A 16,183-nucleotide genomic window follows, 5' to 3' on the forward strand; every position below is an offset into this window, starting at 1 on the left:
ATGTTTAAGAGGTTAGATGTTTATGCTTTTAAAAGGGTGTTGAAATACTTTTTGCTTGTCTTTTCTGTTCTTATTATTCTTTTTCTTATTATAGATTTTGTGGGCAGGGTGGATCAGGCTGGCGGAGGTCATTTGAAAGATGTTCTTCTTTTGGTTTTGTCGAGACTTCCTATTTATACCGTTAGAATGCTTCCTGTAGCTGTTCTCGTTTCTGTCATGGTTACCGTTGCCGATTTTTCATCAACAAGTGAGCTTCTTGTAATTAAATCTTTAGGAATAAGTCTTTACAGATTTTCTCTTCCATTTATCGTTTTTTCTTTTATAGTTTCAGTTTTTGCTTTTTCTGTTGAGGAGGTGGTCGTTCCTGCCGCTGCAAAGGTGGAAAAGCAGCTTCTGATAAGTTCTGGGAAGAGAAAACCGCTAATTATTGGAGCACAGATATGGAGTAAGCTGGATGATAAGTTTATCTCTATTGAGAAATTAAATTTTGCTGACGGTGAAGGGAAGCATTTCTCTATGATTAAATTAAACTCTGATTTTAAGCCTGTAGTCAGGACAGATGCTTTAGGTATTAAATATTTGGGCAACAACGAGTGGATGCTAAAAGATGTTTATGTGAGAGATTTTTCAAAAAATTTGTTCCATTACTTTGAAGAATTGAAGGTTAATTTGAAAATTTCACTTAAGGGTCTGAAGGTCTATTCTGCTGATCCGGAAAAGATGGAACTCTTTTCTCTTATCAGGATGATAAAGCATCTTAAGGCTCTTGGTTACAACATTACTACCTATGAGGTGGAACTTTACAACAAAATAGCTCTACCTCTTGTTTCCATTGTAGTTGCTTTGATAGGCATTCCACTTGGTGCTTTTAACCCCCGGAATCAAAAGGGGTATACGGCGGCTGTTGCCATTGGTATTACAGTTTTAATGTGGATTACAATTTCATTTTTTAACAGTCTTGGCAAAAGTGGTGTTCTACCTCCTCTGTATGCCAGCTTTGCTCCAGAGGCTATATTCTTTTCCCTGGGTCTGATACTCTTTTCAAGGAGCCATACTTGATGTTTGATTTTAAAAGGGCAGCTTACGCACAGAAGATTTTAAGAAGGCAAATAAAGTTATGTCCTCTTAAAAAGCCCGTGAAGTTGGTTGGGGGATGTGATCTCACCTTCCTGAATCCCTTTAAAACGCCAACGACAGGTATAGCTGCTTTTGTTATTTTGAGATATCCAGAGCTTGAGGTTGTGGAAAGAGTGTATGCGATAGGTGAAGTTAATATTCCGTATGTTCCTGGATTTTTAGCTTTTAGAGAGATACCTCTTCTTTTGAAGACTTTTCGCATGATAAAAGAAAAACCGGATGTTGTTATTGTTGATGGTCACGGTATCGTTCATCCAAGAGGTCTTGGAATTGCTGCCCATCTTGGTGTTGTACTCGGTGTGCCGGCAGTTGGGTGTGCAAAGAAACCTCTCTTTGGTGTGTTTAAATTTCCAGGCGAAAAAAAGGGGGATTTTACTTATATTTATGATAAATACAGTGATAAAAAATTGGGTGTGGTTTTAAGAACGAAGGACAAAGTTAAACCTGTTTATGTTTCACCTGGTAATTTAATTGATATTGAAGGTGCCCGAAATCTTGTTCTTTCATCTATTACTAAATACAGATTACCGGAACCAACTCGTCTTGCTCACAATTTTCTTAAAGAGATCAGGCAAAAATTTTAAGTCGGAACCAATTTAAATTTTATTAATAATCAAAATATTAAACTTATATAACGCCATCTTGTAATTTTAAACTAATGATATAAATTATTCTTATTAGAAAAAGCAGGTTGGAGGAGGATTTTATGGAGAAAAAACGGGAAGGGATTGTTTTAGTTACCGTTTTAGGGGTTATTGCTGTTTTGTCTGTTGCAGGTGGAATTGCAGGTTATGTCATTACTAAAGAAACCAAGGGTACAAGGACGACGAAAGATGCACAGCAGGCATTACTTGCTGCTGAGGCAGGTGCTCAAAGAGCCATATCCCGTATTAAATGGGAAGGGAACTTTTCTGCCTTTTCTGGAAGTTTAGGTAATTCAGGTTACAATGTCTCGGTAGTTTATAATCAGACGACGGGAAAAGGAGAGATTATTGCGACCGGTGCCTTTAACAGTGCCAGCAGGCGTGTTGTTGTGAATTTCTGGACTTCGGGGGCATTTTCTTCGTTTGCTGCAAAAGATAATTTCACGATGGATTATCTTTCAATGGATGAACCTTTCCCCGATATTACCTCTTTCAGGACGGGTGGACAGTTTAAAACTTCTCCAGGTAACAGTCTTGAATTTAACGGGACGGCCTATAACGCCACTTTTATCTCTAAGTCGCCCACGCTTGGGGAAAATGTTACTCTTAAACCTTTTACAGGTGGTGCTTCTGTTCCATTTGTTCCTTCAGTTACAGATACGGTGTTTAATTCGGGAACCTGTGATTATACGGATGTGACGAGAGTGCAGGGAGATAAGGTTTATTTTTCAAATGGAACTTCTTTGACTTTTACAGATATAACCGGAGATGGGACAGTTGTTCTGTGTAATACCAACGGAGGTATAGAGTCTAACGGGATAAGTTATACAGGTGACCCTGTGGTGGTTTACGCTAAAGATGACATAGATATTACAGGTAGCCAAGGTCATAGATTTAGGGGAGGTGAAACAGAAGTTACCTATGTTTCCCTTGATGGTGATATAAAGGTGGATGAACAGATACGTCTTGGTTGTGGTCACTGGAAGAGAAGTGGTAACAGGACAGCTGGATTGATAGCACTTAATGGTGATGTTGAGTTAAACGCTCCGATAAATATAAGAGGCAAAGGGTACGATTACAATGTTCTTATCTACGCGGGTGGGAACATTACTGGAAGTCCGTCAAATTCTACTTTGAGGAGAGGAGGTCATGGTGGCTGCATGGGTAATGCCCTGATAAATGTGATGGAAAAGAACTGCGGCAGCTGGGGTTCTTCAAATGTAACAAATGGGAATATAATGATAGCTGCTAAAGGCGCTATAGACCTTGGTGATTGGAATGTTCTTTCTCTTTCTCATAAAGGGGGAAGAGGAGGAAGTATATCTGAAAACATTAATCTTCTGCTATGGTCAAATGGTGACATGAATCTTGGTTCTCTTGATCTTGAGGTTTCTTCAAGAGGTGGACACGGAAGGCGCTGGCTTGCGGAGAACGGTAATCTTGTTACGCTCGGTATATTGACGGGTGGTAAGTTAAATGTAGGGGATCTAATACTAAGCGGAGCTGTTGCCGGTATTTCCGAAGAGGAAATTGACAAGTGGATTGCTCTTCTTTCAAACGGAACAGCTGCAACGGATGATCCGGAACTTTACCTTCTTGAGCAGTTTGCAGACCAGCTTCAGAACGGTGTTGGAAAATATGATTTAATTATAGGTAATTGGAAGTATTATTGATGGTTGATACAGTTTTTTCATAATGCGGCAACCCTCTGGTTGTCGCATTTTTATTTTGTTTCTTAATAACTCGTGTAATCTTTAATGTTTTCAGTAATATTATTTATCAATTCTTGACATAATATCAAAATTTCCTTATACTAACTGTGTCTCAATTCCCCAACAGGAGGGTATGATGAACTTTCAGCTTGAAAAGGCGAAAATCCTTCCGAAGGAAAACCTTTCACCATTTTTAGAAGGGGTCAGGCAGTTCGGAAGGCTCATTGCGCCGGTAAAAAAGAAAGAGAAGTATGTCTTCTCTGAAATTGATGATGTCTCAAAGGTGGAAACGGACTATGTCAGGACGATTCTGCCACCCAAGAAGTTTATCCTCGGATATTTGAGGGAGCGGTTTGAGTACAGTCCTGAAAAAATGGAATTTGTTGAAAACTTTAAGCCGCAGCCTCAGGTAATTTTCGGGGTGCACTCCTGCGATCTTCACGGTATCGCCATTCTTGATGCGGTATACCTTAAGGGTGAAAATCCTGATCCACGCTATCTTGCGGCAAGAAAAGAGACCATTTTGATAGGTATTTCCTGTGTTCCGGATGATGATTGCTTCTGTATCTCTACCGGAACAGCTTTTCCTGATGGTACCAGCTGGGACCTTTTCTTTACCGATATTGGAGATAGCTACTTTGTTTCCATAGGAAGTGTTAAAGGTGATGAGATTATCCACTCTTTAGATTCTCTGTTTAGGGATATTTCTAAAAAGGAGCTTTCTCTCTATAAAAAGGTTACTGCAGAGAAAAAACACCTGTTTAAGGAAAAGAATATTCCTGATCTTGAAAGAATTACTCAGGTTATTGAGCTTGAGTATGATTCTGAGATCTGGGAAGAAGAGGCAGAGAGGTGTTTTAGCTGCGGTACATGTACAAATACCTGTCCAACCTGTTTCTGTTACACCAGCGTTGATATGCCTTCAATAGATGGAAAGGTGGTTACGCGGATAGAGTTTATAACTTCCTGTCAGTATCCATACTATTCTCTTGTTGCAGGTGGACACAGGTTCCATGAAAACACTAAGGAGCGCTTCAGGAACCGCTACTATCACAAGTTTGTCGGTTATCCTTATCAGATTGAAAGGTTTGGGTGTGTCGGTTGTGGTAGATGTCAGCATGAATGTCCTGCAGGTATAAGAATTGTTGATACACTTAAAAAACTGAGAGGAGCGGGAGATGAAGAAGAGTTTGGAAAAGTTACTAACGATATCCACAGTGCATGATCCTTTTAAACCTCAAAAGGTCAGGATTACAGATATAGAGGATCTTGCACCTGATCATAAGAAGTTTTCCTTTGTGTTTGTTGAAGAGGAACTTAACGAGAAGTGGAGTCACAAGCCAGGTCAGTTTGTTATGTTAACTGTTCCAAAGGCCGGTGAGATTCCGATTTCTATTTGTTCTTCACCTACCAGAAAGGGAACTATAGAACTGACTGTAAGAAAAGTTGGAAGAAAAACGGAAGTTCTTCACAGCATGAAGTGTGGTGACATTTTAGGTTTGAGAGGTCCTTATGGCAATTCTTTCCCTGTTGACCTTATGGAAGGTCACAACGTTCTGATTATTGCCGGTGGTCTTGGTATGGCACCACTTCGTTCCCTTGTCTGGTACATCCTGGACAAGAGGGAGAAGTACAAAGAGGTTTATCTGCTTTACGGAACAAGAAACTATGAAGCGGTTCTTTATAAGGATGAGCTTAGAAGATTAAATGAGAGAGATGATATTAAGTGTCTCTACATACTTGATAGGGTGGAAACGGAAGAGGATAAAGCCTGGACAGAAAGAGAAGGACTTATTACCTCTTTAATTTCAGAGGTTAAACTTGATCCTGCCGATACTTATGTGGCCGTTTGTGGACCACCTGTGGCCTATAGATTTATTGGAGCTGAACTTATAAAGAATGGCTATCAGGAGAGTAAAGTATTCGTTTCTCTTGAGAGAAAAATGGAATGTGGTGTAGGGAAGTGTGGTCACTGTCAGGTGGGTTACAAGTTTACGTGTGTTGACGGTCCTATCTTTCCACTCTGGGATACGAAAAATCTACCAAAAATGATTTAAGAGGTGCGGTATGGCAAAGCCAAAGATTGGAATAATGTATCTTACAAGCTGTGCTGGATGTCAGTGTGAGATACTTAACTACGAAGAGGCACTCTTAAAGCTTTTAGATCTAACAGAGATTAAGTATTTTCCTATAGGTAGCAGTGCCAATACACTTGATGAAGAACTTGATGTTCTTTTTGTTGAAGGTTCTGTTTCTTCTTCCCTTGATGAAGAAATGGTCAAAAAGGGGAGGGAAAAGGCGAAAATTCTCGTTGCAATAGGAACATGTGCCTGCTTTGGTGGCATTCAGGCGAACAACAATGATGTACCGCTTGAAGAGTTATTGGAAACTGTTTATGGCACGACGGATATGCCGTTTGAAATTACTCACGCAAGACCTGTTGAAGAAGTTGTAAAGGTTGACTATTCTCTACCGGGATGCCCTGTTGATGGAAAGCAGTTTGTCTATGCGGCTGCATTTCTGCTTAACGGCGTGAAGCCGTTCTTCCCGAAAATGGCAGTCTGTTACGAATGCAAACTTTCAGAAACTGAATGTAGAACACTGCAAGGTCTTTTCTGTCTTGGCCCTATTACAGCAGCAGGCTGTGGAGCGCCATGTACATCAAAAGGGCTTGGTTGTCAGGGTTGCCGTGGTGATCACGATGCACCTAATTACAGGGAGATGGTTGAAGTTCTTTCTGCGAGAGGCCTTAAAGGTAAAGATTTGATTAACTTTATGAAAGTTTTCCGCGGCAACTACCTGAAAGAAAAACTAAAAGATGCAGGGGTTGAATGATGAAGAAAGAGATAAAAGTAGATCACTTAACAAGGGTTGAGGGCCATGGTGCCATAGAGATAATCCTTGAAGGTGATAAGGTAAAAGATGTTAAGGTAAGGATAACTGAAGGACCGAGATTTTATGAATACACCGTAAGAGAGAGACTCTGGACAGACATTCCAAAGGTTGTTTCAAGAATATGCGGTATCTGTTATGTCTCTCACCGTATAGCTTCTGTAAGAGCTATTGAGGATGCTTTTGACGTGACAGTACCGGAGCCAATAAAGCTTTTAAGAAGACTGCTCATCGTTGGCGAATTTTTTGAAAGTCACGCTCTCCACGTTTACTTCCTGGCACTTCCTGACTACATGGGATACGATTCTGCCCTCGCTATGGCAAAAGAGTATCCAAACGTTGTTAAGCGTGCATTTAAGATGAAAAACCTGGGTAATACTATAATGAAAACGATTACAGGTAAGCATTTTCATGGTGAAAACATCATTCCCGGTGGATTTGCTACCTATCCAACGAAAGAAGAGCTGTTGGCTCTAAAAGAGCAGCTTGAAGACGTTATCGTGGATGTAGAAGATACCGTTAAGCTCTTTGATTCCCTTGACTATCCGGAGCTTAATGATCCGCCAATTCTTCAAATGGCAATATCAAAGGATAAGCTTGCCTTCGTTGGTAATGAAATGTACCTCTCAGATGGAACGGTATTTACTAAAAATGAATTTGAAATGTTTGTGACAGAAACTTTTAATGGATATTCTATGGCCAAGCAGTCAACTATAGAGGGAAAACCGTTTCTCGTTGGACCTCTTGCAAGAATTAATCTTCACATTGACTCTCTCAGACCTAAAACCAAAGAGATTGTGAAAAAAATGAGAATTAAGTTTCCTTCCAATAATAGTTTGCATCAGAATGTTGCGAGGACAATTGAGCTTTTAGAACTTGTTCAAGAAGGAATAGAGCTTATAGATGCAATACTTGCCGATTATCCTTCAGTTTCAAGGGTTGACGTTAAACCCAAAGCGGGAACCGGTTTTGGACTTAAAGAAGCACCGAGGGGTACTCTTTACCACAAATACTCTTTTGATGAAAACGGCAGGTGTACCAATGCCAACATAATTACACCGACGGCACAGCTTCAGGCGAACATGGAGAAAGATTTAAAGTCTCTTGCTGATAGGCTCTCATCAGAGGATGAAGCTACTATTAAAAAATATGCAGAGATGATGATAAGGGCTTATGACCCTTGCATTTCTTGTTCTGTTCACATGTTCGGTGCTAAGTTTGAAACGCTGAAAGTTGTTCGCCTGTAAAGGTTTTCTTTGTTAACTGTTGAGCCCCCTCTTAAAGGGGGCTTTTCTTTTTGAAATGGTAAAATCAAATAGGGACTAAAAGGTGTGGAGGTCTTATGGACACTGCCATTAGGATTTTTTACTATATTGCAAAAGCCTTCTTTTTCGTAGCTTTTCTCTATCTTTCATTTATTATCCTTCTAAGGATTTATTGGGGATTTAAGTCCAGAAGAATGAAGGGGAAACCTCTTCCAGTACTTGACGGAGAGTTTGCCCGTCTGAAAAAAGGAAAAGGACTTGTCTATTTCTACTCGCCTACATGTCAGCCGTGTAAGGCAATGGAACCCATTATAAAAAAGCTTGTTAAAGATGCGAAAGTAAAGGTTGTTAGGATAAATGTCAATGAAAAGCCGGAATTTGCAAGGAAGTTTGGGATTCTTGCTACGCCTTCAGAAATTTTAGTTAAAGATGGCAAAATCGTGAAGGTTATTCTCGGGCCCGCGACTGAAGGAGATATAAGAAAAGGGTTGGAGCTATGAAAATAACGTTCTGTGGAGCAGCACAGGTTGTTACGGGGAGCTGTCATCTTGTAGAGACTGAAAAAACGAAGTTCCTTCTTGACTGTGGCCAGTTCCAGGGTGGTGTAGAGCTTGAAAACCTTAACTATACGTTTCCTTTTAATCCTTCTGACGTTAGTTTTGTGATTCTTTCCCACGGACATCTTGATCACTGCGGTCGTCTTCCGCTGCTTGTTAAAAAGGGTTTTAAGGGAAAGATATATGCGACTTCCGGGACGATAGACATTGCAAGGCTTATACTGATGGATGCTGCTCAGGTTCAGGAAGAGTCGATAGAAACAGTTAATAGAAAGAGATTGAGGGAAGGGTTGCCTCCTGTTGAGCCGCTCTTTGTTCTTGATGACGTTTTTGATGTGTTTGACTTTTTTGAGCCAATTCCTTACGGTGAGTGGGTTGAAACAGGTAATGTCAGATTTAGGTTTAGGGACGCAGGACATATTCTCTGTTCATCTTTTGTAGAGATAGAAATTGAAGGAAAAAGAGTCATCTATTCTGGAGATCTTGGAAATAAAGGAAAACCGTTTGTTCCTGATCCTTCTTATCCCGAAAAGGCGGATGTTCTGATTGTTGAGTCAACTTACGGAAACAGGGTTCATAAATCGATTGAAGAGTCTGTTGCTGAACTTAAAGAGGCGATAGTTGACACGTTTAGAAGGGGCGGTGTTGTTCTCATTCCTTCTTTTGCACTTGAACGGGCTCAGGATATTCTCTACTTTTTGAAACTTTTTATAGAGAGAGGCGAAATTCCAAGGTGTAAGGTTTTCCTTGATAGCCCTCTTGCCATTTCTATTACGAGAACTTTTAAACGTCATAGAGAGTGTTTTGATAAAGATACACTTGAACTTTTTAAGAAAGGGGATCCGTTAAATTTTTCCGGTTTAACGTTTACGCGAACCGTTGAGGAATCAATGAAGATAAATAACGTTAAGTCAAATGCCATCATAATTGCCGGTAATGGCATGTGCACTGCCGGCAGGATTGTTCACCATTTGAGACACCATCTCTGGGATAGAAGCAGTTCCATAGTTTTTATTGGTTATCAGGCGGAAGGGACAACGGGAAGGGAAATTGTTGAAGGAAAGAAAAAGGTAAAGGTTTTTAACGAGTACATAAAGGTAAATGCAAAAGTTTACACTATTAACGGTTTTTCTTCTCATGCCGATAAACCGCAGCTTATTGATTGGATAAAAAAGGGTGTAAAAAAAGATACCCAAATTGTTCTTGTTCACGGTGAAAAAGAGGTGATGAAGGACTACAGTGAGGCTATATTAAAAGGTACAGGGATAAAGCCGGTTGTTCCAGAACTTTATGAAACTGTAACCTTCTAAAGGAAGGCAAAAATGAAAAATAAAGAACTTGCCAGGATATTTGATGAGTGGGCGGATATCTTAGAATTTAAGGGGGATAATCCCTATCATATAAGAGCTTACAGAAATGCGGCAAGAATAATAAATGACCTATCAGAGGATATAGAAGTACTTGCAAAAGAAGGAAAACTTTCTTCTCTGCCAGGCATAGGAAAGCGCCTGCAGGCAAAGATTCTTGAGTTTTTGAAAACGGGAAAGATTGAAGAGTTTGAAAAGCTTAAGACGGAAGTTCCTGATACGATTTTCACACTTCTTGACATTCCTGGAGTCGGTCCAAAAACGGTTAAACTTCTCTACGAAAAGCTTGGTGTAAGAAGCCTTGAAGACTTAAAAAGGGCGATAGAACAGGGAAAACTCTACACGCTTCCAGGTTTTCGTGAGAAGAAGGTTCAGAAAATAAGAAAAGGTATAGAGCTTCTTGAGAAGTCTCACGGCAGGATTTTGCTTGGTGTAGCGGTGTTTATCGTTGACAGGATAGTGGAACAGCTTAAAAGTCAGGCGTTTGTTGAACATATATCTGTTGCTGGCTCTACGAGGCGCATGAAGGAGACAGTTGGGGATATAGATATTCTTGCAACTGGTAAAAACCTTGAGATTATTGAAGCTTTTGTTTCCCTTCCAAACGTGAAGGAGATTCTCTGGAAAGGGACAAAGAAAGCAACGATAATTGTTGAAGAGGGCGAGCAGGTTGATTTAAGGGTAACAGAACCGGATTGCTACGGTGCAGCACTTCAATATTTTACAGGTTCTCGTGCCCATAACATTCATCTTAGAACTATATGCGTTAAGAATGGCCTTAAACTCAACGAATACGGGCTTTTTAGAGGTGAAGAGAGAATTGCAGGTAAAACGGAAGAGGAGATATACTCTGCTCTCGGTATGGATACGCCACCACCGGAAATAAGAGAAGATACGGGAGAGATAGAGGCGGCTTTTGAACATAAGCTTCCAGACCTTGTAGAACTTTCTGAAATAAAGGGTGATCTTCATGTTCATTCAAACTGGTCAGACGGTGCTTCTAAAATTGAAGATTTAATAGATGAAGCTCTGAAGAGAGGATATAAATACATAGCGATTACAGATCATTCAAAGTCTCTGAAAATAGCTTCTGGGCTTTCAGAAGAAGACCTTATGAGGCGAAACTACGAAATAGACAGGTGGAATGAAAAATTGAACGGTAAACTTGTTCTCTTGAAAGGTACGGAGGTGGACATACTGCCTGACGGAAGGCTTGACTATGATGATGAAATTTTGAAAACGCTTGATTTTGTCGTTGCTTCTGTTCATTCCCGCTTTAACGAAGATAATACAGAAAGGATACTGAAGGCTATAGAGAATCCTTACGTCAACGTTATAGGTCATCCAACCGGAAGGGTTATAGGGGCAAGGGAAGCTTATCCTCTTGACCTTGAAAAGATATTTAAAACCGCTGCGGAGACGGGAACGGCACTTGAGATAAACTGTTACTACAACAGACTTGACCTTAAAGATTCAAACTGCCGTCTTGCCAAAAGATCTGGTGTTAAGTTTTCCCTTGGTACCGATGCTCACCACAGAGACCATATGTGGATGATGAAACTTGGCGTTGGAACGGCACGGAGGGGTTGGGTTGAGAAGAAAGATGTCATTAACACTTTAAACATAAAAAGACTAAAAGAGTTTGTTATGGCGAAAAGGAAGAAATTTGGTGTGGCTTAAAGGGAGGTATGTATGTTCATTCTCAAGGCTTCTGAAATGGGAATTATGGATAGGGAGACAATAGAGGGTGTTGGTATTCCAGGTGTTGTTCTTATGGAGAATGCTGCCCGTGGTGTTGTTTCTGTTATAGAAAAGAGAGTTCCCGGAAGGAAAGCGGTTGTTATCTGCGGCAGAGGAAATAACGGTGGTGATGGTCTTGCAGTTGCCAGGAATCTCATAGGTCACGGTTACGACGTAAAGATTTTCCTTCTGTCTGAACCTGATAGTTTAAAGGGGGATGCTAAAGTTAATTATGATATTTTAAGGGGCATGAAAGTTCAGGTTGCCTCCGTTTTAAGAGAAATAGACCTTGGAGATTTATTTTCCGAATGTGAGAAAGCAGATTTTGTCGTTGATGCGATTTTTGGGACGGGACTTTCAAAGCCTGTTGAAGGTTTCTACGCTTCAGTTATAGACCTTATAAACAGGAGCGAAACGCCTGTTATTTCTGTTGATATTCCTTCAGGCCTTTTTGCCGATACGGGAAATTTGCCTTCCGGTGCTTTTGTGAAGGCCAGCTGGACGGTTACATTTGCTTTCCCGAAGATTGTTCACGTTATGGCTCCTGGCTGTAAGTATGTAGGGGATGTTTTTGTAGTTGATATATCCATTCCGGAAAAGATTTCAGAGAGGCATAATCCGGGAAGGTGTATTTTAACCAGAGATAAAGTTTTTGATGTTTTTCCGGAAAGGGATATCAACAGTCACAAGTACAACTATGGTTTCCTTGCTGTTGTTGGAGGTTCCTGCGGAAAGACAGGTGCACCATCGATGAGTGCTTTGGCAGCTTTAAGAACAGGTGTGGGGCTTGTTTCAGCGGTTGTTCCCAGAGATCTTAATCTTGTTTTTGAGGTTAAGCTTACGGAACCGATGACTGTTCCAATAATGTCTGCAGAAAGGGGTCACTTTAACGCCAACTCTGTTGATGAAGTGGTTACATGCCTTAAAAACGGTAAGTTTTCTGCGGTTGCGATAGGTCCAGGTCTTGGATGGAACAGGGATACCGAGGTATTTGTTAAAGAAATTCTGGAAAACGTTGATTTGCCGTTCATCATAGATGCCGACGGTTTAAATGCACTTTCCAGGAATGTTGGGATTCTTAAAGATTTAAAAAAGACGGCCATTCTTACGCCTCACGGTGGAGAATTTTCAAGACTTACCGGCCTTTCTGTTTCTGAAATAGTATCTGACCCTATAACTCATGCGGTTAACTTTGCCAGAGAATACGGAGTGGTTCTTGTTTTAAAAGGTGGTAGAACAGTTGTTGCAACGCCTGAGGGCAGAGCTTTTATAAACGTTATAGGAAATCCCGGAATGGCCACTGCTGGGACAGGTGACGTTCTTACAGGGATAATTGGTGCACTTGTTGCAATGGGTGTTTCTGCTGAAAGGGCAGCAGCTGCTGGTGTCTTTCTTCACGCCCTTGCTGGTAATATGGCAAAAGAAAAGTTTGGTGAAGAGTCTCTTATTGCTACAGATTTAATAGAACTTCTGCCTGAGGCGGTAAAAGTGCTGAAGCAGCCTGTTGAAAAGAGAACAGAGATACCTTTCGTAAGCTCTATGAGAGAGATAATTGGTGTTTAAAACAAAGAGAGCGAGAAACAGAGCTTTAAAAATAGCCGGATTGTCTTTGCTTTTTGTAGTGCTTCTTTTTTATGGAACAAGATTTATTTCGGGAATTTCCGGCAGATTTTATTTAAGTAATCCGACCTTTCACATTCTATTTTCCCTTAATCTGATTATTTTATTAGTTATTTTTGTGTTTCTTATAAGGAATATCTTTTTATTTTTTATTCCTCATCGTTCCACAAGGTTAAGATTTAAGCTTGTTACTGCCTTTTCTCTTCTCATTTTAGGGCCTTCCCTATTTGCGGTGATAATATCGACAAGTTTTGTAAATAAAGGTCTTGATAGACTGTTTCGCCTTCAGATGAAAAGAAGTATTGAGACCTCTCTTTCTCTTGCAAGGGAGAGTTTAAGTATTGTGTCCAGCGATGTTGCACGGTTTTTGGAGACCTTCCCTTCTTTTAAAAGGGTGAATCCTGCTGAAGAGGGTTTTGCAGGCATCTGCCGTATAGGTAAAAGGATGGAGTGTAAAGGAGAGATAGACGTTGATGCTCTTACTGTGGAAAAAGTACTTGAGGTGGAGGGGCTCTATTCCCGTTTTGACAGCAAAAAGAAAACTTTGACTGTATGTGTAAAAAGGGGTAAACGCATATACTGTGCTTCTAAAAAGATTTCACCTTCTTTTGTAGAAAAATTTTCTCAGCTTGAGCAGCTTCAGAAAGATTATCGTATGTTGAAAACGTACGAGAGACCCATAAAAGGTGTTTATACTGCAACGTTTTTGGTAATGGCTTTTCTTGTCCTTTTTGGTGCTTTCTGGTTTGCAAGGTATTTTGAAAAACGGATAAACATTCCTGTAGAGTCTCTCTACAGGGCAACAAGGCGAATTTCAAGGGGCGACCTTGATGTTAAGGTTGAAGAAGAAGGTACAGATGAGCTTAAAAACGTTATAGTGGCTTTCAATTATATGGTGGAGCAGCTTAAGGCATTAAAGGAGAAACTTGAAAGCGAGAAGGATTATGTTGAAAAAGTTATAAACAGTATTTCGCCTGCGGTTATCACTGTTTCAAAAGACGGTGAAGTTATCTCTTTCAATTCAGCTGCCCTTTCGATAGTTAAAGAGATTGGTGAAAAGAGGCAGTTTATGGAATTGTTTGAATCTTATCCTGAGATAAAAAGTAGTGTTCAAGAGCTTCTTTTATCCGGTGGAGGGAAGAGGGAGATTTCTGAAATTGTTGATGGGAAGGAGCGCTTTTTATCAGTTGAAGTTATTCCCTTTCCGGACGGTGAGGGTAGTGTTGTAATTATTGAGGATTTAACAGAGATGGTGAATGCTCAAAAGATGTCTGCCTGGAAAGAGGTTGCGCAGAGGCTTGCTCATGAGATTAAAAATCCTCTTACACCGATTTCGCTGTCTGCAGAGAGGGTCAGGAGGTTGATTTTGAAGCAGAATGTTCCTGAAGAGCTTAAACAGGCCGTTGATAAGGCGGTTTCGCTTATTGTTGAAGAGGTTGAAATAATAAGACGGCTTGTTGATGAGTTTAGGACTTTTGCAAGGCTTCCCCTTCCTGAAAAGAGAATGGAAGATTTAAATAAGCTTATGGAGACTTACGCCCTTGCCTACGGAGAAAAGATAAAGGTGGATTTTAATCCGGGAAATATTCCTGAAATCCCTGTTGATAAAAAACTTTTCAGAGAAGTATTCCTTAATCTTATAGAAAACAGTATTGATGCTGGCGCTTCAGCTGTTTCAATATCAACTGCGTATAGAGACGGAAAAGTCTATATCTTCTTTAAAGATAATGGTCCCGGTATTCCGGAAAGTTTAAGAGACAAAATATTTTCACCTCATATGTCAACTAAAAAGAGTGGTTGGGGACTTGGACTTGCCATTGCAAAGAGGATAATAGAAGATCACGGCGGCAGGATATACCTTGTTGACGGTAACACATTTGTTATAGAACTTCCAGCCTAAAGGAGGGCTTATGCTTTTCAGGCACAGAAACGCTAAAATTCACAGACTTTACAAAGAGAAATTGGGACTTAAAGAGCTTATTGCTATTGGCGTTGGCGGGATGATAGGTGGTGGCATATTTTCCGTGCTGGGGATAGCCGTTGGTCTTGCCGGTAACGGTGCGCCTATTTCTTTTATCATAGATATGCTGATTGCTCTTGCTGCAGGTTACCACTATGTAAAGCTGTGCCTCACTTTCAGGGATGATGGAGCAAGCTACACCTATCTTAAAAGGGCCTTTCCTGATAAACCTTTCATTTCTTCAATTGAGGGCTGGGTGGTTATTTTAGGTTACATAGGAACTCTTGCCCTTTATTCCTTTACGTTTGGTGCTTATGGTGCTGATTTATTAGGTTATTCATCTTCAAACCTTGTTAGAATCGGTCTTTCCGTTCTCGTTCTTCTTTTCTTTTATTACATTAATGTTAGAGGTGTCAGGTCTTCAGGTGTTACGGAAGATATTATAGTTTATTTGAAAATAATAATACTTTCTCTGTTTGCTATTATAGGACTTTCAAGAGTTGATGTTCATAGGTTTGTTCCCTTAATGAATAAAGGTGTTGTTCCGGTCTTTTTAGGTGCTGCTGTTATTTTTGTTGCGTATGAGGGATTTCAACTTATTACCAATGCCGTTGTTGAAACGGAAAATCCAGATAGAGATATTCCTCGGGGTATATACGGTTCCATAATGATAACCGGATTGATTTATTTTCTTTTGGCTGTGATAGCTGTTGGTACTTTGAGCTATCAGCAGATAGTTACGGCTAAAGAATATGCCCTTGCCGTAGTTGCACAACCGGTACTGGGTGTTTTTGGTAGGGTTTTGATAGGGATAGCAGCTCTTATGGCAACAAGCTCCGCCGTTAATTCAACAATGTTTGGTGCTTCACGGATGATGGCAGAGATGGGAGAACAGGGGATAATGCCCCGCTTTTTGTCAAATAGGAATGAAAAACTTGTTCCTGTTGCAGCGCTTACTATTCTTTTTCTTTTTGCTTTGCTGTTCTCAATGATGGGTAGTCTGAGTATAATAGCAGAATTTTCGAGTTTAACGTTTCTTACGGTTTCAATAGGTGTTTCAATAGCGAATGTAAAACTGAGAAGAAAAACACACGCTCATATAGGTGTAGCTCTTGCAGGGCTTATTCTTATGATAGTTACTTCGGCAACTATTGTTGGGTATCTCTTAAAAACTAAGCCAGAGGAAATTTTCACGATTATAGGTCTTTATGCGGTTGTTTCAATAATTGCGATTCTTTATACAGAGAAAACTGTTAAGATTAGACAATAATAAAGAAATTTTGATATTT

General features: G+C 40.2%; 13 protein-coding genes. All 13 read left to right on the plus strand.

Annotated features, from left to right (window positions below; all coding sequences use genetic code 11):
* Positions 1-1,059 carry an LptF/LptG family permease gene (locus H153_RS0100950; RefSeq protein ID WP_022846258.1) on the plus strand — a complete coding sequence of 353 codons (1,059 nt, stop codon included), beginning with the start codon at positions 1-3 and terminating at the stop codon, positions 1,057-1,059.
* Positions 1,059-1,721: an endonuclease V gene (locus H153_RS0100955; RefSeq protein ID WP_022846259.1), complete on the plus strand. Its 663-nt coding sequence runs from the start codon at positions 1,059-1,061 to the stop codon at positions 1,719-1,721. Before H153_RS0100950 ends, H153_RS0100955 begins: the two co-directional genes overlap by 1 nt.
* A gap of 122 nt (positions 1,722-1,843) precedes the next feature.
* A complete protein-coding gene (locus H153_RS0100960; RefSeq protein WP_022846260.1) occupies positions 1,844-3,454 on the plus strand; it encodes a hypothetical protein in 1,611 nt (536 codons plus the stop codon).
* A 175-nt stretch (positions 3,455-3,629) separates the two neighbouring features.
* Complete coding sequence (locus H153_RS0100965) at positions 3,630-4,718, plus strand: 4Fe-4S dicluster domain-containing protein (protein WP_022846261.1); 1,089 nt, start codon at positions 3,630-3,632, stop codon at positions 4,716-4,718.
* A complete protein-coding gene (locus H153_RS0100970) occupies positions 4,672-5,550 on the plus strand; it encodes an FAD/NAD(P)-binding protein (protein WP_022846262.1) in 879 nt (292 codons plus the stop codon). Before H153_RS0100965 ends, H153_RS0100970 begins: the two co-directional genes overlap by 47 nt.
* Before the next feature lie 10 nt (positions 5,551-5,560).
* Positions 5,561-6,328: an NADH ubiquinone oxidoreductase gene (locus tag H153_RS0100975; RefSeq protein WP_022846263.1), complete on the plus strand. Its 768-nt coding sequence runs from the start codon at positions 5,561-5,563 to the stop codon at positions 6,326-6,328.
* A complete protein-coding gene (locus H153_RS08900) occupies positions 6,325-7,632 on the plus strand; it encodes a Ni/Fe hydrogenase subunit alpha (protein ID WP_022846264.1) in 1,308 nt (435 codons plus the stop codon). The genes H153_RS0100975 and H153_RS08900 overlap by 4 nt, the downstream gene beginning before the upstream one ends.
* 95 nt (positions 7,633-7,727) lie before the next feature.
* The gene (locus H153_RS0100985) at positions 7,728-8,150 is read left to right on the plus strand and encodes a thioredoxin family protein (RefSeq protein WP_022846265.1); all 423 of its coding nucleotides are present in this window, start codon (positions 7,728-7,730) and stop codon (positions 8,148-8,150) included.
* The gene (locus H153_RS0100990; RefSeq protein WP_022846266.1) at positions 8,147-9,517 is read left to right on the plus strand and encodes an MBL fold metallo-hydrolase; all 1,371 of its coding nucleotides are present in this window, start codon (positions 8,147-8,149) and stop codon (positions 9,515-9,517) included. The genes H153_RS0100985 and H153_RS0100990 overlap by 4 nt, the downstream gene beginning before the upstream one ends.
* 12 nt (positions 9,518-9,529) lie before the next feature.
* Positions 9,530-11,254, plus strand: a complete 1,725-nt coding sequence (gene polX / locus H153_RS0100995; protein ID WP_022846267.1) for a DNA polymerase/3'-5' exonuclease PolX — start codon at positions 9,530-9,532, stop codon at positions 11,252-11,254.
* Positions 11,255-11,266: 12 nt separating this feature from the next.
* Positions 11,267-12,877, plus strand: coding sequence for a bifunctional ADP-dependent NAD(P)H-hydrate dehydratase/NAD(P)H-hydrate epimerase (locus H153_RS08905; RefSeq protein WP_022846268.1), 1,611 nt, complete (start codon positions 11,267-11,269; stop codon positions 12,875-12,877).
* Positions 12,870-14,834 carry an ATP-binding protein gene (locus H153_RS0101005; protein ID WP_022846269.1) on the plus strand — a complete coding sequence of 655 codons (1,965 nt, stop codon included), beginning with the start codon at positions 12,870-12,872 and terminating at the stop codon, positions 14,832-14,834. Before H153_RS08905 ends, H153_RS0101005 begins: the two co-directional genes overlap by 8 nt.
* A 10-nt stretch (positions 14,835-14,844) precedes the next feature.
* Complete coding sequence (locus H153_RS0101010) at positions 14,845-16,164, plus strand: APC family permease (protein WP_022846270.1); 1,320 nt, start codon at positions 14,845-14,847, stop codon at positions 16,162-16,164.
* Positions 16,165-16,183: the final 19 nt, after the last annotated feature.

Source organism: Desulfurobacterium sp. TC5-1 (genome assembly GCF_000421485.1).
In the GTDB taxonomy this organism is placed as follows: Bacteria; Aquificota; Aquificia; order Desulfurobacteriales; family Desulfurobacteriaceae; genus Desulfurobacterium_A.

Coding starts and splice junctions, on each gene's coding strand:
- H153_RS0100950 (WP_022846258.1), top strand. CDS start 1: ATGTTTAAGAGGTTAGATGTTTATGCTTTTAAAAGGGTGTTGAAATAC.
- H153_RS0100955 (WP_022846259.1), top strand. CDS start 1,059: ATGTTTGATTTTAAAAGGGCAGCTTACGCACAGAAGATTTTAAGAAGG.
- H153_RS0100960 (WP_022846260.1), top strand. CDS start 1,844: ATGGAGAAAAAACGGGAAGGGATTGTTTTAGTTACCGTTTTAGGGGTT.
- H153_RS0100965 (WP_022846261.1), top strand. CDS start 3,630: ATGAACTTTCAGCTTGAAAAGGCGAAAATCCTTCCGAAGGAAAACCTT.
- H153_RS0100970 (WP_022846262.1), top strand. CDS start 4,672: ATGAAGAAGAGTTTGGAAAAGTTACTAACGATATCCACAGTGCATGAT.
- H153_RS0100975 (WP_022846263.1), top strand. CDS start 5,561: ATGGCAAAGCCAAAGATTGGAATAATGTATCTTACAAGCTGTGCTGGA.
- H153_RS08900 (WP_022846264.1), top strand. CDS start 6,325: ATGATGAAGAAAGAGATAAAAGTAGATCACTTAACAAGGGTTGAGGGC.
- H153_RS0100985 (WP_022846265.1), top strand. CDS start 7,728: ATGGACACTGCCATTAGGATTTTTTACTATATTGCAAAAGCCTTCTTT.
- H153_RS0100990 (WP_022846266.1), top strand. CDS start 8,147: ATGAAAATAACGTTCTGTGGAGCAGCACAGGTTGTTACGGGGAGCTGT.
- polX (WP_022846267.1), top strand. CDS start 9,530: ATGAAAAATAAAGAACTTGCCAGGATATTTGATGAGTGGGCGGATATC.
- H153_RS08905 (WP_022846268.1), top strand. CDS start 11,267: ATGTTCATTCTCAAGGCTTCTGAAATGGGAATTATGGATAGGGAGACA.
- H153_RS0101010 (WP_022846270.1), top strand. CDS start 14,845: ATGCTTTTCAGGCACAGAAACGCTAAAATTCACAGACTTTACAAAGAG.